General features: G+C 72.0%; 12 protein-coding genes, 1 pseudogene and 1 riboswitch. Of the genes and pseudogenes, 6 read left to right on the top strand and 7 right to left on the bottom strand.

The window, feature by feature from the left end; all coding sequences use genetic code 11:
• Positions 1-159 precede the first annotated feature (159 nt).
• A complete protein-coding gene (locus QT381_RS00065; RefSeq protein WP_289246515.1) occupies positions 160-4404 on the top strand; it encodes a S8 family serine peptidase in 4245 nt (1414 codons plus the stop codon).
• A gap of 269 nt (positions 4405-4673) precedes the next feature.
• On the opposite strand, the gene QT381_RS00060 is transcribed toward QT381_RS00065, so the two are convergent.
• Genes QT381_RS00060 through QT381_RS00050 form a run of 3 tightly spaced genes read right to left on the bottom strand, consistent with a single transcriptional unit; the run spans position 4674 to position 7526 of the window.
• Entirely contained in the window at positions 4674-6161 is a 1488-nt protein-coding gene (locus QT381_RS00060; RefSeq protein ID WP_289246514.1) for an FAD-dependent oxidoreductase, read from the bottom strand.
• On the bottom strand, positions 6158-7099 hold the full coding sequence (locus QT381_RS00055) for an FAD:protein FMN transferase (RefSeq protein ID WP_289246513.1): 942 nt from the start codon (positions 7097-7099) through the stop codon (positions 6158-6160). The genes QT381_RS00060 and QT381_RS00055 overlap by 4 nt, the downstream gene beginning before the upstream one ends.
• The gene (locus QT381_RS00050; protein ID WP_289246512.1) at positions 7059-7526 is read right to left on the bottom strand and encodes a hypothetical protein; all 468 of its coding nucleotides are present in this window, start codon (positions 7524-7526) and stop codon (positions 7059-7061) included. The genes QT381_RS00055 and QT381_RS00050 overlap by 41 nt, the downstream gene beginning before the upstream one ends.
• 163 nt (positions 7527-7689) lie before the next feature.
• Between QT381_RS00050 and QT381_RS00045 the strand changes: the two genes are divergently transcribed.
• Together QT381_RS00045 and QT381_RS00040 are read left to right on the top strand one after the other, a co-directional pair.
• On the top strand, positions 7690-8823 hold the full coding sequence (locus QT381_RS00045) for a Na+/H+ antiporter NhaA (RefSeq protein ID WP_289246854.1): 1134 nt from the start codon (positions 7690-7692) through the stop codon (positions 8821-8823).
• 113 nt (positions 8824-8936) lie between these two features.
• Positions 8937-10076 (top strand): carboxylate-amine ligase, encoded by a 1140-nt coding sequence (locus QT381_RS00040; protein ID WP_289246511.1) that lies wholly within the window; start codon positions 8937-8939, stop codon positions 10074-10076.
• On the opposite strand, the gene nagA is transcribed toward QT381_RS00040, so the two are convergent.
• Positions 10066-11214 carry an N-acetylglucosamine-6-phosphate deacetylase gene (gene nagA / locus QT381_RS00035; RefSeq protein ID WP_289246510.1) on the bottom strand — a complete coding sequence of 383 codons (1149 nt, stop codon included), beginning with the start codon at positions 11212-11214 and terminating at the stop codon, positions 10066-10068. The genes QT381_RS00040 and nagA overlap by 11 nt on opposite strands.
• Positions 11211-12086: a formyltetrahydrofolate deformylase gene (gene purU, locus QT381_RS00030; protein WP_289246508.1), complete on the bottom strand. Its 876-nt coding sequence runs from the start codon at positions 12084-12086 to the stop codon at positions 11211-11213. The genes nagA and purU overlap by 4 nt, the downstream gene beginning before the upstream one ends.
• A 104-nt stretch (positions 12087-12190) precedes the next feature.
• On the opposite strand from purU, the gene QT381_RS00025 reads away from it, so the two are divergent.
• The 3 genes from QT381_RS00025 to QT381_RS00015 all read left to right on the top strand — a co-directional run bounded on the left by QT381_RS00025 (position 12191) and on the right by QT381_RS00015 (position 15721).
• A complete protein-coding gene (locus QT381_RS00025) occupies positions 12191-13411 on the top strand; it encodes an MFS transporter (RefSeq protein WP_289246506.1) in 1221 nt (406 codons plus the stop codon).
• Positions 13409-13492, top strand: a riboswitch (ZMP/ZTP riboswitch). It overlaps the preceding gene by 3 nt.
• 34 nt (positions 13493-13526) lie before the next feature.
• Positions 13527-14810 (top strand): serine hydroxymethyltransferase, encoded by a 1284-nt coding sequence (gene glyA / locus QT381_RS00020; protein WP_289246505.1) that lies wholly within the window; start codon positions 13527-13529, stop codon positions 14808-14810.
• 2 nt (positions 14811-14812) lie between these two features.
• Positions 14813-15721 (top strand): bifunctional methylenetetrahydrofolate dehydrogenase/methenyltetrahydrofolate cyclohydrolase, encoded by a 909-nt coding sequence (locus tag QT381_RS00015; RefSeq protein WP_289246503.1) that lies wholly within the window; start codon positions 14813-14815, stop codon positions 15719-15721.
• A 1138-nt stretch (positions 15722-16859) separates the two neighbouring features.
• Here QT381_RS00015 and QT381_RS00010 read toward each other — a convergent pair.
• Positions 16860-17598, bottom strand: a pseudogene (locus QT381_RS00010) (ISL3 family transposase); the annotation flags it as partial.
• 117 nt (positions 17599-17715) lie between these two features.
• Entirely contained in the window at positions 17716-18402 is a 687-nt protein-coding gene (locus tag QT381_RS00005) for a hypothetical protein (RefSeq protein WP_289246502.1), read from the bottom strand.
• Positions 18403-18745: the final 343 nt, after the last annotated feature.

Below are 18745 nucleotides of genomic sequence, written 5' to 3'. Positions count from 1 at the left end.
TCGATCATTGCGTTCGGTCAAGCATCCGTTGCGCGCGATCGTGCGCGGCGCAAACTTCGTGCGATTCGGCGGCCCTCTCTTGGGGTGCAGAAGAGGCTGTCTATAGCCTGAGCGCACCCGTGGCTCTCGGGGTCGGACCACAACAGAACGAGGACATCCGTGCGCATTCCCGCCATCCGCGACCACGAGGGGAGGGGACGACGCACGATCGGACTGCTGGCCGCCGCTGCGTCCGCGGCGCTTATCGCGGCAACGGTCTCCGTGCCCGCGACCGCCGCGACGACGCCGTCGAGCAGCTCATCGCACCTCACCCCGTCGACGCCGCCGTCGGTGGGCGCGGCAGCGGCGACGGCGGCCGACATCAAGGCCGGCCTGCCGTCGTCCGGAACCCAGGCCTTCCTCGTGCAGCTCGACACCGCGTCGACGCTGCGCACCTTCACGTCGAAGCGGACGACGATGTCCGCCGCGAAGGCCGCCGCGGCCGCCAAGTCGCAGCTCGCGACGGTGACCGCCGCGCAGAAGGCGCTCATCGCACAGCTGCCCAAGCGCGCCTCGGTGCTCTACCGAACGCACAGCGTGCTCGCCGCCGTGGCGGTGACGACGGATGTCGCCGACTTCGACCTGCTGAGCGGGCTCAAGGGCGTTCGAGCGGTCTACCCGATCGTGCCGAAATCGCTCGACAACTCCTCCGCGGTTCCGCTGCAGGGCGCGCCGTCGGTGTGGCAGAACGTCGGCGTGCTCGGCGCGGGCGAGAAGATCGCCATCGTCGACACCGGCATCGACTACACGCACGCGAACTTCGGCGGCCCCGGCACCACGGCGGCCTACGACACCGCCCACGCCGCGGAGGCGTCGGCGGCCGATCCGGCCCTCTTCCCCAGCGCCAAGGTCATCGGCGGCTACGACCTCGTCGGCGACTCGTACGACGCCGATCCGGCGAGCGACACCTACCAGCCGACGCCGCATCCGGATCCGAACCCGCTCGACTGCAACGATCACGGATCTCACGTCGCCGGCTCGGCCGCGGGCTACGGCGAGAACGCGGACGGCTCCACGTACACGGGCTCCTACGGCACGGACACGCCGTTCGGCGACCTGAAGATCGGGCCCGGGATGGCTCCCGAGGCCTCGTTGCTCGCGTATCGCGTCTTCGGCTGCGACGGCAGCTCCGACGTCGTGGCCGAGGCCATCGACATGGCGGTCGACCCCAACGGGGACGGCGACCCGAGCGACCACGCCGACGTGATCAACATGTCGCTCGGCAGCGATTTCGGCTCGGCGCTCGAGGGCGACGCGGTCATCGCGAACGAGGCCGTCGCGCTCGGCGTCAACGTCGTGGTCGCGAGCGGGAACGCGGGCGACGCCACCGACATCGGCGGCTCCCCGGGCAACGCGAGCAAGGTCATCACGGTCGCGAACAGTCAGGACGCATCCAGCGTCATCGACGGCGTCCGGGTCACCATCGACGGGGCCGATCACACGTTCGGAGTGACCCGGTCCGTGCTCTACGACTGGGATGCCGACCCCGACCTCGCCGGCACGGTCGTTCTGCCGCCGGCGGACAACACGACGGCGTGCTCCGCCTATCCCGCGGGTACTTTCGCGTCGGACGAGATCCCGCTCATCACCTGGACGGACGACGCGCTCGAGTGCGGCTCGATCGCACGCGGCGCCAACCTGCGCGCCGCCGGCGCCGGAGGTTTCATCTTCGCGAACTCGAACGAGACCTTCTCCGCGGGCATCAGCGGTGACACCGAGATCCCCGGCGTGCTCGTCGTGAAATCCGGTGGCGACGCGATCCGTGCCGCGCTCGAGGACGACGAGACGGTGACGGTGAGCGGCACCTCCGTGAACACGGTCACGCAGGACTTCCCGCAGGACGACGACAAGATCAACTCGAGCTCGTCGCGCGGCGTGCACGCCGCGGGGAACGTCAAGCCCGACGTCTCGGCTGTCGGCACGAGCGTGTTCTCCTCGCTCAGCGGCAGCGGCGACGACGGGGCCTCGTTCACGGGCACCTCCATGGCGACCCCGATGGTCGCCGGGCTGACGGCGCTCGTGCGCGCCGCCCACCCCGGCTGGTCGGCGGAGCAGGTCAAGGCGGCCATCGTCACGACCGCGACGCAGGACATCTCGGAGAACGGCTCGGCGGCATCCGACCCGGGCGAGATCTACGCGCCGGCACGTGCCGGCGCCGGACGGATCGAGGCGGCCGCGGCCGTAGGCACCCAGGTGCTCGCGTACAGCGCGGACGACCCGTCGGTGGCGAGCATCTCGTTCGGCCCGGTCGAGGTGTCGAGTCCGGTGAGTCTCACGAAGGACATCACCGTCGAGAACACGGGAACGGATGCCGTCGCCTTCGACGTCGCGTACACGCCGATCACGACGGTGCCGGGTGCGGCGATCACGGCGACTCCCGCGACGATCACCGTCGCGCCGGGTGCCACCTCGACCGTCGCCGTGACCTTCGCCGTCGCCCAGCCGGCGACCCTCGCGAAGTCGTTCGACCCCACACGCGGGACGGTCGACGGCGACGTCGTCTACGACAACGTCTCGGGCGATGTGCTGCAGTACCTCGCGGAGGCGAGCGGTCGCGTCGACCTCGCACCGCAGGGCGACGGGTACCCGCTGCGGGTGCCGGTGTATGCCGCGCCGCGACCGACATCGAGCATGACGCAGCCCTCGGCGCTCAACATCACCGACGCCCCGACCCAGACGCTCTCGCTCCCGCTGACCGGAACGCCGGTGGCGTCGAGCGGAGCGCTCTCGACGCACACCGACGACGTCGCATCGATCGGCGGAGGCTTCGAGCTGCTCGGCACGGACGGCGAGGCACTGGTGTGCTCGGACGAGGTGACCGTCGACTGCGCGCTGACGCCCGACGACCGGGCGGGCGACATCGCGGCCGTCGGCTACGCGACCGACGGCGACCTCGGGTACTTCGCGATCCAGACCCACGGCGTCATGACGACCCCGGCCAACAAGTCGTACATCTTCGTCGACCTGGACACGGACGGCGACGGGCAGTACGACGCGTACCTGTACAACGGCCGGCTCACCGACGGCGGCGTCGACTCCGCCGACGTGTTCGTGTCGTGGCTGTGCACGAGCGCCGGGTGCAGCGGGCAGTACCTCAACGGGCTCGACGGCTCGATCGACACGGCGGTCTACGACACCGACACCATCGTGCTGCCGTTCTCGCTCGCCGCTCTCGCCGGGCTCGGGGTCGACGCATCGCACCCGCGGGTCTCCTGGGCGATCGAGTCGTACGGCCCGTCCGGCGCGCAGACCGTCGACACGATCTGGATCGATCCGGCGACGTTCGAGATGAGCGGCGGCCCCACCGTCGACCTGTTCGCCCCGGGAGTCTCGGTCGTCGACGCGGGCGGCTACGGTCCGCTCGTCTACGACCGGCCGAGCGCTCTCACGGTGAGCTACGACGCGGCCGCATACGCGGCCGACGACGCCGAGGGCGTCATGATGGTGCACCTCCACAACGCCGCCGGCGCGAAGACGCAGCTCGTCTCGCTCGAGCCGTACCCGGCGCCGACCGCGCCGGCCGCGACGACCGCGCCGACCATCTCGGGGACGTTCGTGGCGGGCGAGCCGTTGACGGCGGACCCCGGCGCGTGGACCGAGCCCGCCGCGCAGCTGACGTTCGCCTACCAGTGGCTGGGCAACGGCGACCCGATCGCCGGCGCCACCACTGCGACGTACACGCCGCCGCCGTCGTCGGTCGGCGAGTCGATCTCGGTGCGGGTCACGGCGACGTCGACGGCATCCGGATTGTCGGGCACCGCGACGTCCGCCGCGCAGTCGATCTCGGCCACCATGCCGGCGCTCGCGAACACCGCGCTCCCGACGATCACGGGAACCCGTTCGCCCGGGCACCAGCTGCGCGCGACCACGGGCACCTGGAACATCGGCGCCCCGCCGCTCACGTTCACGTACCAGTGGACGAGGAACGGCGCGGCGATCCCCGCGGCGACCGGATCCAGCTTCACGGTGCCCATCTCCGCCGTGGGCACATCGATCGGCGTGGTCGTGACGGCGCACCTGGCGGATGCGGCGGTGTCGGCCGCATCCGTCCGGGTCGTGCCGAAGTGGAACAGTCGCACGACGATCTCGATCAAGGATGCGACGCTCACGACCCGGCAGAAGGCGAAGGTCACCGTGAAGGTCAACGCCGCGGGCTCCGGCAAGGAGACCGGGACGGTCGTGCTGCACTACGGCGGCAAGACCAAGAAGGTGGTGCTGCACGCGCGCAACAAGGGCAAGCACGTCTTCACCCTGCCCAAGCTCAAGAAGGGCAGCTACACGGTCTGGGCGGAGTACCGCGGTTCGAGCACGGTGGCCGCGGACAACTCGATCAAGAAGAAGCTGAAGGTGCGCCGGGTGCGGTGACCCCGCGCGGCCCGGTCCGCGCGGACGGTGGCGCTCCCAAAACGAAGGAGATCCCAAACCGGTGGCGTTCCCAAAACGAAGGAGATCCCAAACCGGTGGCGCTCCCAAAACGAAGGAGATCCCGGCGGATGCGGGCCGCCGCGGGCGATTCGGCGGCGATCCGGCTCGGATCTCCTTCGTTTTGGGTGCCGATGCCGGTGCCGGTGCCGGTGCCGATGCGGGTGCCGGTGCCGGTGCCGGTGCCGGTGGGGGCGGGGGCCGGGCGCGGGTCAGTAGCCCGTGAAGGCGTCCGTCGTGATGCGGCGGACGCCGACCGCGCGGAGCTCGCGGCGCACGTCGGCGACGAACGACGGCGGGCCGGAGACGAAGGCGCGACGGCGTGCGGCATCCGGCACGTGCTCCGCGAGCGTGGCGCGCGAGAGCCGGGCCGGGCCCGCGTAGACCCAGCCCGGCGGCAGCGCCTCGGGCTGGGCCGGCGCGACGACGACGACGCGCGCACCGCTGCGCTCGAGCACCTCGCGGTAAGCGAGTCCGGCGGCGCTCGCCGCGTAGACGACCGTGATGTCGCGACCCGGGGGCAGCGCGGCGAGCTGGCTCGCGAAGGGCGTGACGCCGATGCCGCCGGCGACGAGCAGCACCGGGGTGTCATCCGCCGGCAGCGCGAAGTCGCCCGCGACGCCCGTCGCGCGCACGACCGCGCCCGGTTCCAGGGCGAACAGCGCCCGCTTGAAGCTCGACACCGGGTCGCGATACGTCATGGCGACGGTGATCGTGCCGTCCGCGGGCGCGGAGGAGATGCTGAACACCCGGCGCCGGCCGCGCACGTCGGGCGCGCGGTGCGGCAGGTCGAGCTCGACGTACTGCCCGGGGCGGAAGCGCACCGGCCGGACCGGCCGGAACACGAGCTCGCGCGTGCCCGGCACGAGCTCGCGCTGCTCCACGACCTCGAGCCGCACGGCGCGGCGCTGGCCGAACGCGAAGCCGATGACGTTGCCGACGACGAGGGCCAGCTGCGGCGTCGAGTGGAGCGGCCCGAGCGAGAACGGGATCGCGAACAGCGCCGCCACGACGACCGCGACGAGCAGCCGCTGCCAGCGCAGCGGCGGCAGCGTGAGCGGCTCCGAGAGCATGAAGCCCGCGAAGAACACGAGCGGCAGCGACAGGAAGACGATGCCCAGCGCATCCGGTGCGGGCGAGCCCGGCAGGAAGCGCACGAGCTCGAGACCCGCGGCCACGACGACGAACCCCGCGCCGAGCGCGAGCCGACGGATGCGACACAGCACGACGAGCGCGCCGAGCGCGACGACCGGGAACAGGTACGGCGTCGCGACCCACCATCCGCTCGGGGTGAGTCCGGTCACCGTCACGACGAGCGCGCCGGTCGCGGCCGGGTTCAGCACGTGACGCCCGCGCGCGGCGACGAGGAACTTCGAGGCGCTCGCGATCACCCCCGCGAGCGCGACGACCGCGAGCTGATCGGGGTCGACCGTCGGCAGCAGGATGAAGAACAGCAGCAGCGCCGTGATGATGCTCGAGTCGAGGTGCGGACGCGCCCGGAACGGCAGCGCGATGAGCCGAGCGGAGCCGATCGTCGCGACGAGCGCGACGGCGAGGCTCGCGAGCAGCTGCAGCCAGCCGTAGGCGAGCTGCCCGGTCGCGGCGAGCACGAGCGCGACGACGGCGATCGCCCCGAGCACGATCGCGACCTGGCGGTACACGCCGATGCGGCCCAGCACGGCGTCGAACCCGGCCATCATGCGAACAGCTCCCCCCTCGATCCGTCGCGCAGGTCGGCGGACGCCTCGAGGCGTCCGCCGGCGAGCACGCGCACCCACGCGAACTCCCCGAGCGCGCCGCCGAGGCGCCGGTCCAGGGTGCCCCCGTCGGCGAAGAACAGCGCGGTCGCGAGACCGTCGGCGACGAGCGCGGTCGGCGCGATCGCCCAGGTCGCGAGCACGCGAGCGGCAGGCAGGCCGGTCGTCGCGTCGAGCACGTGGTGCAGCCCGGCGCCCCAGCGCCGCCGGTTGCCCGCCGACGCGCAGATCGCCTCGTCGCCGAGCCCGACGACGCCGATGGCGCGCGTCGCGTCGCCGGGGTGCTCGAGGCCGACCCGGATGCGGCCGGAGCCTCGCCGCCGGATGTCGCCCCCGGCATCCACGATCGCAGCGGTCACGCCCGCCCGAGCGAGCTCATCGAGCACGAGGTCGACGAGCTGCCCCTTGCCGGCGGCGCCGACGTCGAGCAGGGTCGGCCGCACGGTCGTGAGGGTCGCGCCGTCCCAGGCGACGGCATCCTCCCAGCGCGGGGCGGCGAGCGGCGGGCCGCCCGGACGCAGCGAGTACGCGCGGTCGTAGCCGAGGGCCTCGAGCGAGCGTCCGACGAGCGGCGAGACCGCGCCGTCGGTCGCGGCGTACAGGGCCCGATAGACCTCGAGCAGGTCGCCCGCCTCGGCCGGCAGCGCGTACGATCCGGGTGCCGTCGCGATGCGCGCGACGAGGGAGTCCTCCCGGAACCGGGACCAGGCGCGGTCGTAGACGGCGATGCGCTCGGTCACGCGCTGCCGCACGGCGGGGGCGAGCGGCGCATCCGTGTCGATCTGCCAGAGCGTGCCGATCGCCTCGAACCGCCAGGCGGTCGGGCCGGCACCGGCGGCGTCAGGCAGCGGCCTGGGTCTTGATGTCGTCGATGGCCGCATCGAATCCGCCGCTCGTGAGGGAGCTGCCCGCGACCTTCGACACCGCGATGTCGTCGAGGCTCTTGCCGACCACGAGCGCGTCGATCCCGGCCTCGAACTGGCCCTGGTAGTGCTCGGCATCGGGGGTGGACGGCTCGCCGGTCACGGTCACGGCGCTCACGACGCCGTCGGCGAGCGTGAGGTCGACCGTGATCGTCTCGGTGCCGCCGGGGGACTGGTAGCTGCCGTCGGCGGTGTACTCGCCGTCCCGGTAGGAGCCCGACGCGCCGGTGCCGGCGGCGCCGCCCGTTTCGGCGGTGCCGGCGGTGCCGCCCGTGTCCGGGCCCGAGCCGCCCGCGACGGCGGTGGCGCACCCGGCGAGCGTCCCCGCGAGCGAGAGCGCGCCGAGGGCGACGGCGGCGGAGCGGATCGGTGCGGTGCGGGTCATGGCGCGGGGTCATCCTCGGTCGGTCGAAAGCTGTCGGTACCAGCATGGGGCAGCGCGAGCCCCGCGTGTCTATGCGGCGTCTGGCAAGCGCCTGAGAGCGGCGGCGGGGCATGCGCGAGGGCTGGGGCGCGGGGTGGGCCGTAGGCTCGGGGGCGTGCAACGGATGGGGGCGGCGCTGCGGTCCGAGCGGCTCGCGGCCGTCGTGCTCGTCGCCGCCGCGCTCGTGGGCCTCGCGCTCGCGAACTCCCCGCTCGCGACCGGGTTCGCGGCCGTGCTGCACGCACGGTGGGGTCCGGTCCCGGGACTCGAGCTCTCGACCGAGCACTGGATCAGCGACGGGCTGCTCGCCGCATTCTTCCTCGTCGCGGCCATCGAGCTGAAGCACGAGCTCGCGCGCGGCGAGCTGAGCTCGCCGGCGAAGGCCGCGCGTCCGCTCATCGCGGCGGTGTGCGGTGTCGCGACGCCCGCGCTCGTCTACCTCGCGATCGCCGGCCCGGCCGGGTTCGGCGCCGGCTGGCCGATCCCCACCGCGACGGACGTCGCGTTCGCGCTCGGCGTGCTCGCCCTCGTCGGACGCGGTCTGCCGAGCCGCATTCGGGTGTTCCTGCTCGCGCTCGCGGTCATCGACGACCTCATCGCGATCGTGCTCATCGCCGTGTTCTTCACGGCAGCCGTCGACCTCGTGTCGCTCGCGCTCGCGGTCGTGTGCGTCATCGGCTTCGGGGTGCTCGTGCGCATCCCCGAGTTCTGGGTGCAGCCGATCTCGGTCGCGCTCGCCGGTCTCGCCTGGTGGTTCGTGCTGCAGTCGGGCGTGCATGCGACGATCGCGGGCGTCGCGCTCGGCCTCGCGCTGCCCGTCGCATCCGGGGGGCGCCTGCGGCACGCGCTCGAGCCGTGGGTGAACGGCGTCGTGCTGCCGCTGTTCGCGCTCGCGGCCGCGGCGGTCGCGATCCCGGCGGTCAGCCCGGGCCAGCTCTCCCCGGTGTTCTGGGCCGTGCTCGTGGCGCTGCCGGTCGGCAAGATCGTGGGCATCGGGATCGGCGGATGGGTCGGCGCGGTCGTCGAGCAGCGCCGCTGGCGCGGGCCGTCGCCGCTCGAGCTCGCGGCGCTCGGCGCCCTCGGCGGCATCGGGTTCACGGTGTCGCTGCTCATGAACGAGCTGGCGTTCCGCGGCCGGGAGGAGCTCGCGACGGAGGGCACCCTCGCCGTGCTCGCCGGGTCGGCGGTGTCGGTGGTGGCGGCATCCGTGCTCGTGTCGCTGCTGTCCCGGCGGCATCGGGCGCGCGCCGCCGGCTGAGGTCGCGTGCGTGCGGCCGGGTGGGCGCGCGGGCGGGTGGGCGCGCGCGACGAAACCCGGGCATCCGGGGGAAATCCGGGACACGGAGGCCCGTCCCGGTCGATACTCGTGCTGTGCGCACCGTGGGAGTCGAAGAGGAGTTCCTGCTGCTCGATCCGTCGAGCGGGCAGCCGGTCGCCGCGTCCCTGCGCGTGCGCAGCGCGGATGCCGACGGGGACCCGGGCGACGACGAGGCCCTGCAGTTCGAGCTGCAGCAGGAGATGATCGAGGCCGCGACGAGCCCGTGCACGACCCTCGACGAGGTGCGCGCGCACGTCGGCGACGGACGACGGCGAGCGGATGCGGCCGCCCGGTCCGCGGGCGCGCGCGCCGCCGCGCTCGCCATGTCCCCGCTGCCGGTGCAGCCGCACCTCACGCCGACCTCGCGCTACGGGGAGATGATGCGGCGCTACGGGCGCATCGCCGCGCGGAGCCTGTCCTGCGGCATGCACGTGCACGTGCGGATCGAGTCGCGCGAGGAGGGCGTGGCGATCATGGACCGCATCCGGGTCTGGCTGCCGGTGCTGCTCGCGCTCAGCGCGAACTCGCCGTTCGAGGGGGGCGCGGACACCGGCATCGCCAGTTACCGCCGGGTCGCCTGGACGATGTGGCCGTCGTCGGGTCCGCTCGAGGTGCTCGGCAGCGTCGACGCGCTCGACCGGCTGGAGCGCGAGCTGCTCGCGACCGGCACCCTGCTCGACGCCGGCATGCTCTACTTCGACGCCCGCCTGTCGCGCGCGCACCCGACGATCGAGGTGCGCATCGCGGACGTCTGCCTCGACGCGGACGACGCCGTGACCATCGCGGGTCTCGTGCGCGGGCTCGTCGAGCACGCGGTGACCTCGTGGCGGAACGGCGTGCCGCCGCCGGCCGTGTCCGGTTCGGCGCTGCGGCTGGCGTCGTGGCAGGCCGCGCGCTACGGGGTGCACGCGGCGCTCGTGCACCCGATCACGGGGGCGGCCGCCGACGCGTCGATCGTGCTCGCGGACCTCGTCGCGACGGTCGCGGGGGCCGTCGGGCCCGCGGACCGGGACCGCATCGCGGCGGGCGTGGACCGCATCGCGACGCGCGGCTCGGGCGCGGACTGGCAGCGGATGCGCTACGCCGAGACCGGGAGCCTGGCGCGCGTCGCGCAGCTCGCCACCGACGCCACGCAGCGCGGCATCGGCGAGGCCGAGCCGCCGCGCGCCGGGGTTCCCGCGCTCAGCCGCTGATCCGGCGGCCGTCGGCCCACACGCCGCGCACGTGCCAGGAGCCGTCCAGGCGCACGGCGTCGGCGACGCGTCCGGCCGCGAGCAGGCCGAGGTCGTCGCGGCCGAGCGCGCGCGCCGGCACGGCGGTGAGCGCCGCGATCGCCGCGACCGGGTCGATGCCGGCCAGCGTGATCGCGACCCGGAGGGCGACATCGAGCGTGAGCGTGGACCCCGCGATCGTCGTCGTGCCGCGCAGCATCGCGACGCCGTCGCGCACGGTCACGTTGAGCAGGCCGAGCCGGTAGTCCCCGTCGGCGGCGCCGGCGGCGGCCATCGCATCCGTCACGAGGGCGACGCGTCCGCCGGACGCCGCGAACGCGAGCCGCGCGACGCCCGGGTCGACGTGGTGCCCGTCGAGGATGAGCTCGAGCGCGACGCGCTCGTCGTCGAACGCGGCGACCACGGGACCGGGCGCACGGTGCTGGATGTCGGGCATCGCGTTGAACGCGTGCGTCAGCAGCCGCGCCCCGCGGTCGAACGCGGCGCGCGTCGTCGCGTAGTCCGCGGCGGTGTGGCCGACCGCGACCGTCGCGCCCGACTCGACGAACCGCTCGACGAGGTGGAGAGCGCCCGGCAGCTCGGGCGCGAGCGTGACCTGCGTGAGGGCGCCCCGCGCGGCGTCGATCAGGCGGTCGGCGATCTCGGCGTTCGGCTCGCGCAGGAACGCGGGATCGTGCGCGCCGCGCCGGTCGTGCGCGAGGAACGGTCCCTCGAGGTGCGCGCCGAGCACGAGCGGGTCGTCCGCGGCGATCGACGCGACCGTGTCGAGGCACGCCTCGAGCTGCACGAGCGGCGCCGTCACGAGGCTGATCACCGACCGGGTCGTGCCGCCCGCGCGGTGGGGCGCGAGGCCCGCGGAGATCGCCGCCGCATCCCGCAGCAGCGTGTCGTACTCGAACGCGTGCTCGGCCCCGCCGTGACAGTGCAGGTCGATGAAGCCCGGGGCGAGCCAGTCGCCGTCGAGGTCGACCGTCTCGTCGGCTCGCGGCGGCAGACCCGTGCCCGTCGCGGCGATGACGCCGTCGTCGACGAGCATCCAGAAGTCGTCGACGATCCCCGCGGCGTCGATCTTGCGACCGCCCGCGAACAGCGCGCTCATCGGAACACGATCGTGCGGGCGCCGTCGAGGAGCACGCGATCCTCGCTGAACCACTGCACGGCCTGGGTGAGCGTACGGCTCTCCTCGTCCTGGCCGATCGCGCGCAGCCGCTGCCACGACGCCGAGTGGTCGACGCGCACGACGTTCTGCTCGATGATCGGCCCCTCGTCGAGGTCGCTCGTGACGAAGTGGGCCGTCGCGCCGATGAGCTTCACGCCGCGCGCGTGCGCCTGGCGGTACGGGTTCGCGCCCTTGAAGCCCGGCAGGAACGAGTGGTGGATGTTGATCGCCCGCCCCTCGAGCGCGGCGCACAGCCCGGGCGACAGGATCTGCATGTAGCGCGCGAGCACGACGAGCTCGATGCGCTGGGCCTCGACCACCTCGAGCACGCGCCGCTCGAAGGCGGCCTTGCTCGCGGCATCCGTCACCGGCTGGTGCTCGAACGGGATGCCGTAGAAGTCGGCGAGCGGCGCGAGCTGCCCGTGGTTGGACAGCACGAGCGGCACCTCGATGCCGAGCTGGCCGGCGCGCTGCCGGTAGAGCAGGTCGTTGAGGCAGTGCCCCGCGGTCGAGACGAGCACGAGCGTGCGCGTCGGCCGGCCGACGGTGTCGAGCGTCGACGTCATCGCGTAGCGCTCGACGATCGGCGCGAGCTCGCTCTCGAAGGTCTGCCGGTCGGCGCCGGTCTCGACCTGCAGGCGCATGAAGAAGGTGCCGGTCTCGTCGCTCGAGAACTGCTGCGACTCGGTGATGTTGCCCCCGGCCGCGACGATCGCGCCGCTGATGGCGTGCACGATGCCGGGCCGGTCCTCGCAGACGAGCGTGAGGATCCAGTGCCCCGCGGAGGTCGTGGAGGATGGCGCGTCGGTCACGCTCCCCAGGCTATCGGCGACGTCCGTATGATCGGATGCGGTGACGGCAGACGCGTCACCCCGCGGCCGGCGTCCGAGCCATCTCCACCTCCCCAGGACCCCCGTTGCCCTCCTCCGCCCCCGCCTTCCCCTGGATCGGCCTGCTCACCCTGAGCGGCGCGATCTTCGTCTCGGTCTCGAGCGAGTTCCTGCCCACCGGGCTCATCCCCGAGATGGCGCGCGACCTCGGCGCGAGCGTGGCCGTCGTCGGCCAGCTCGTCACGATCTTCGCCGGCACCGTCGTCGTCGCGACGACCCCGCTCGCGCTCCTCACCCGGCGCTTCTCCCGCAAGCGGCTCGTCGTCGTCGTGCTGTTCGTCATCGCGCTCGCCAACGTGCTCGCGGCGCTCGCGCCGACGTTCCAGCTGCTCGCCGGCGCCCGCGTGCTCGGCGGTCTCGCGCACGGCCTGTTCTGGGCCGTCGTGGCCGCGTACTCGGCGCACCTCGTGCCGCCGCAGCAGCTCGGCCGCGCGACCGCCATCTCGGCCGGCGGCGGCTCGGCCGCGTTCGTGCTCGGCGTGCCCGTCGGCACGGCCATCGGCCAGGCGCTCGGCTGGCGGATGGCGTTCGTCGTGTTCGCGGCGGTGGTCGTCATGCTCGCGGTGCTCGTCATCCGTTTCCTGCCCGCGATCGACCACCGGGTGCCGCTGACGACGGGCGAGATCGTGCTGCCCGTGCGACGCGACGCGAGCCTCGTGCGCATCGTGCTGCTCTGCGTCGTGATCCTCGCGGTCGTCACGGGCCTCAACACGTTCACGACGTATCAGGCGCCGTGGCTCATCGACGTCGCGGGCTTCCCGGAGGACTCGAAGGCCCTCGTGCTGTTCCTGTTCGGCGGCGCCGGCGCGATCGGCCTCGTGGTCGCGGGACTCGTGACCGACCGCGCGCCGCGGCGCGCCTTCGTCGTCGCGATGTCGTGCGTGATCGCGATGATCGGCGCCCTCGCGCTCGCGGCCCAGGCGGGCTCGGCATCCGTCGTCGTGATCGCGGGCGTGCTCATGAACGTCGCGTGGGGCGGCGCCCCGGCGATGCTGCAGACCCGGATGATGCGGACCGCGTCGTTCCGGATGCGGAGCCTCGCGGCGGCGCTGCAGACGACGGCGTTCAACGTCGGCATCGGCGGCGGCGCCGTCGTGGGCGGCCTCGTCGTCGCGGGCATCGGGCTTCCCGCGATCGCCGGAGTGTCGATCGGCATCATCGCGCTCGGCATCGTTCTGGTCGTCGTGTGGGACGCGTCGATCCTCGCGCGGATGCGACGCACGCGCCGGGCGGTCGCGGTAGAGTGAGCGGGTCGCGACTGGCGTTCAGGTGGGGGACCACCGGGGAGCGATCTCACTCGTTATCGGCCGCACGCCTGGGCCGAGCGGATACCGTTTCGTGCGTACCCGTGGAGGAGTCCCCATGTCGCAGTTCACCGATCCGCTCGCGGTCGTCGACCCGGAGGTCGCCGAGGCCCTCGCCCTCGAGCTCGACCGTCAGCGCACCACCCTCGAGATGATCGCGAGCGAGAACTTCGTTCCGCGTGCCGTGCTCGAGGCGCAGGGCAGCGTGCTGACGAACAAGTACGCCGAGGGCTACCCGGGCCGTCGCTACTACGGCGGATGCGAGTTCGTCGACATCGTCGAGAACCTCGCGATCGAGCGCGCCAAGTCCCTGTTCGGCGCCGCGTTCGCGAACGTGCAGTCGCACTCGGGCGCGTCGGCGAACGCGGCCGTGCTCGGCGCGATCGCGCAGCCCGGCGACCGCATCCTGGGTCTCGAGCTCGCCCACGGCGGCCACCTGACGCACGGCATGAGGCTCAACTTCTCCGGCAAGCTCTACGAGGCGCACGCCTACGGCCTCGACCCGGAGACGGAGCGCATCGACCTCGAGCAGGTCCGCCAGAAGGCGCTCGAGGTGAAGCCGGCCGTGCTCATCGCCGGCTGGTCGGCCTACACCCGCCAGCTCGACTTCGCGGCGTTCCGCGCGATCGCCGACGAGGTCGGGGCGAAGCTCTGGGTCGACATGGCCCACTTCGCCGGACTCGTCGCCGCGGGCCTGCACCCGTCGCCCGTGCCGCACGCGCACGTGGTGTCGTCGACCGTGCACAAGACGATCGGCGGACCCCGTTCCGGCTTCATCCTGACGAACGACCCCGACATCGCGAAGAAGATCAACTCGAACGTCTTCCCCGGTCAGCAGGGCGGTCCGCTCATGCACGTGATCGCCGCGAAGGCGACGGCGTTCAAGCTCGCGGCCGAGCCGGAGTTCCGCGACCGCCAGGAGCGCACGCTCCGCGGCGCCGCGATCCTCGCGTCCCGGTTGACCCAGCCCGACGCGAAGGCTGCGGGCATCGACGTGCTGACCGGCGGCACCGAGGTGCACCTCGTGCTCGTCGATCTGCGCACGTCGGAGTTCAGCGGCAAGGAGGCGGAGGACCGCCTGCACGAGGTCGGCATCACGGTGAACAAGAACGCCGTGCCGAACGACCCGCGCCCGCCGATGGTCACGTCGGGCGTGCGCATCGGCACGCCGGCGCTCGCGACGCGCGGCTTCGGCGACGCGGAGTTCACCGAGGTCGCCGACGTCATCGCGCTCGCGCTGCGGTCGGATGCCGACATCCCGGCCCTGCGCGCCCGCGTCGCCGAGCTCGCCGGCCGCTTCCCGCTGTACGAGGGACTGACGTCCCCGACGACCTGGGCCTGAGCGTGACCCTTCGACCGGCCCAGGACGGCGCGGCCATCCGTCTCGACGGGGTCGCCACGGCGTCCGCGATCAAGGCCGAGCTCGCCGAGCGCGTCGCGGCGCTCGCCGCGGCCGGTCGCGGCGTCGGCCTCGGCACGCTGCTCGTCGGCGACGACCCCGGATCGCTCAGCTACGTCGGCGGCAAGCACCGGGACAGCGCCGAGGTCGGCATCCGCTCGATCCGGGTCGACCTCGCGGCGTCCGCGACGCCCGACGAGGTGTTCGGCGCGATCGCCCGGCTCAACGCCGACCCCGAGGTCACCGGCTACATCGTGCAGCTGCCGCTGCCCGCGGGCATCGACGAGCACGCGGCGCTGCTCGCGATCGACCCCGCGAAGGACGCCGACGGCCTGCACCCGCAGAACCTCGGCGAGCTCGTGCTCGGGGTGAACGGGGGCCTCGCAACGCCAGTGCCCTGCACGCCCGCGGGCATCGTCGAGCTGCTCACGCGCTACGACGTGCCGCTCGCCGGCAAGCACGTCACCGTCATCGGCCGTGGCCTCACGGTCGGCCGCCCGCTCGGCCTGCTGCTCACGCAGAAGGGCATCGACGCGACGGTCACGCTCACGCACTCCCGCACGCCCGACATCGCGGCGGAGGTGCGGCGGGCGGATGTCGTGGTCGCCGCCGTCGGCGTGCCGCACCTCGTGAAGCCCGAGTGGGTGAAGCCGGGAGCCGCCGTGCTCGACGTCGGCGTCACGCGCGTCGGCACGACGGAGAGTGGCAGGGCGAAGCTCGCGGGCGACGTCGACCCCGGCGTGTGGGACGTGGCCGGCTGGCTCTCCCCGAACCCCGGCGGCGTCGGCCCGATGACGCGCGCACTGCTGCTCAAGAACGTCGTCGACGCCGCCGAGCGCGCGCACCGCCGCTGAGCGTGCGACGTCGGCGCTGCCCCACGTTGGTCGAGGAGCGCGCGACGTAGTCGCTCGCGTCTCGAGACCACCACGGATGCGTTGAGCGCGGGTGTGGTCTCGAGACGCCGACTCGCTGCGCTCGCGGGCTCCTTGACCAGCGGGTTGCCTCGCGGGTTCCTCGACCATTTCAAGCTTACTCAAACCGTCTCCAAGAGAAGACGGGACACGGAGCCCATCAGAAGATGACAGAGCCCTCTCCTTACGGAGGGGGCGCCTTTCCCGTGTGGGGCTGTCGCCGCGGGCTTGCAGGCGTAGCTCGCGGACGTGCTCGTGCGCTATCCCGTTGGCTTTGACCTGGTCCTTCATGTCCATCTCGACGTGAGTGAAGAGGGCTTCGATGAGTATGCGGCGAGTCAGTCATCGGCACGCTCGTACAAGTCGCCTGGGTGCTCGAGCAGGTCGAGATAGGTCGAGATCGCTTTGAGCCCGGCGTCAGTGGTCTTCAGGCGAGCCTGAATCGCTCCGCGTTCGATGGAGATCTTCTCCAGTCGAGAGCGGAGTCGGGGCGAGCCCAGGCCGCCGTCGGCAGCCAGATCGAGAAGACGCTCTTCTTGGCTGTCGAGCTTCGTGCGCTGCGCGGCGAGCGTGGCCCGAACCTGACGGTCATCTTCCCAGTAGCCGTCGACCGTAGCTCGCACATCGTCGAGAAGCCTGTTCTTTTCGTCGGATGGATCGACTGTGCAGCCATTTTGCGGGCCATTGCGGCTTCCACTTCGGCAACCGGAAATGATGGGAGGTCACACACGTGCTCTTGGCGACCGCGGCAAATGAAGCACCAATAGCTTGCGCCATTCCCCTTTGCTTCCGTGAGCACGAGGCGACTGGATCGGCCCGCTTCCGCGCAGCGTCGGCATCGGAGCAGCCCCTCGAACGCGTGGTGATGCACCCGGTCTCGTTGACTGCGACGCGCCCGCTCCGAGAGCACGTCTTGCACCGACAGGAACAGCGCCCTGGAGATGAGGGGCTCGCGCCGCCGGGGGAGATCTTGCTCTTGAAGCGGAGGACACCGGTGTAACCCGGATCCCGAAGGATCACGTCCAACTGGCTGTCGGCGAGCGGGCGGGCCGGTCGCGTCGGCGTCGGTCGCGTTGTCAGGAGGGAGGGCTTCGGCCGCGGCGGTCTTGAACCCGGTGAACCCATCCATCGCGACCACCTTGATGCCGTCCCGGAACGCCAGCGGCTGCGCCTCCAGCCAGGTGCGGAACACGGCCTTGGAACGGCCTGGGGCCATGTCGAGCAGCCGGGCCGGACCACGACGCTCTCTGACCGGGGTGAGGGCGATGATCACGGTCACGTAGCGATCGCCGAGCCGGGTGTGCCGCCAGGCGTGCTCGTCGACGCCGATCACCGTGACGCCGTCGAAGCGGTGCGGGTCACCGATCAGCAGCCGGCGCCCCTCGTCCAACACCGCGGTGTTCGCGGTGTGCCAGCTGACACCGAGGCCGGCCGCGACCCGGCTGATCGTGAGGTGATCGATGACCAGCGCCTCCAGCGCCCACTGGATCGCGCCCGGGGAGAGCCTCGCCTTCGGCGCCGCGGCCAGCGAGGTGTCCTGCTTCCAGAACCGGTCGCAGCCCGAGCACCGGTAACGACGCACTCGCACCAGCAGCACCGTCGGCCGATGCCCGAACGGCTCGTGCGCCAGGCGCCTGGTCACCGTCCCGCGCGGCACGCCCTGCGCACCGCAGACCCGGCAGAAGTCATCCGGTTCCACGACCCGGCACTCGATCACCACCCGATGAGGCTCGATCGACTGCCCCGCGGCGACGAGCCCGAGCTCGTCGAGACGGCAGAACATAGTCAGGTCAGCAAGGGCCGAAGGTAGCGTGAGCCAAGTCGGGGTCTTTCCGATGGACGGCCTAGGAACCTCCATCGTCGGAAGACCCCGACCCCGCTCATGGCACCGACGCGCCCACCACAGCTACACCGCTAACTACGAAGAGCCGCTTTGCCTAGTCGTTCCGCTGATCGTCAACCTCAAGGCGCTTGTTTAAGCGTATGTCCTTGGTGCCAACGCGAACGTGGCCGCTCGCGCTCTTGTACACGACCCCACCCTTGCCTACATCTGTGAATCGAACGGCGTGTACCCGACGGACTGCGACTGTCAGTGCATAGCTCCCGTCCGCGGCTGTCTTCACTCGCTTGTAGAAGCGCGAGCCGTCGGCGCGAGTGCCTTCCACCTCCACCAATATGCGAATCGGCGCGCCCGCGGCGTTGTGCACCGACCCCTTGATCACCGCGGTAGAGCTGGTTGTAGCCGTGTGGACCTCCTTGTCCAGCCGGTAGTCACCCGTGCCCACGGCGACATGCCCGCGCTTTTCGTCGTAACGGCGGCCATCTGTACTGCTGCCACCACCGGTCCCATTGACGAACGCGATTGCATACTTGGTATTCGGATGCACCGTCACCGAATATCTGCCCGTGCTGGTGGTTTGCTCCGCCTTCGAGAGCGCTGCGTCGCCCGCCATCGAGGTGACCTTTATGACCAGCCCGCTGACGGGGCGACCGTTTTCGTCGAGCACGTGTCCTTTGATATGCGCTAGGGGTGCAGCGTCTGCGGTCAGTGTCGGGCTAGCGACGATGGCCAACAACGCGAAGATCGGTACCATGCCTGTTCGCACAGCGTTACCCAGGTTCATGGCGTGACCCTAGAGGGCGAAGAGCACCCCGTCGCTTGGGTGAGGGTTATTCACAGCTTCGGCGCCGTGGATCACGATCTCGCTGTCCGAGGTAGACGTCAGTGTCGCTTCCCCGATAAGGGGCTCTTCGGACATTCGGTGGGGGTGGGGCTCGCTGGGTGATGGTCGGCGGGTAGGGGTCGAGGTCTCCGAGGATCAGTAGCGCCAACCGCTGATTCCGGACCGAGGACCTCGACGTGTCTCACCGTAGTTCGGGGTGCGTTGACGCGCGCTCTGTTGCCTCCCCGTGTTCTGGCTGCGACCTGCTGCTCGGTCTCGAAGGAGTCCATGTCGAGCGCGTCGA

This window comes from Galbitalea sp. SE-J8 (assembly GCF_030345695.1).
Taxonomy (GTDB): Bacteria; Actinomycetota; Actinomycetes; order Actinomycetales; family Microbacteriaceae; genus JAUASV01.
Note: the sequence above shows the minus strand (reverse complement) of the source record. Positions and strands in the feature narration are given on the sequence as shown.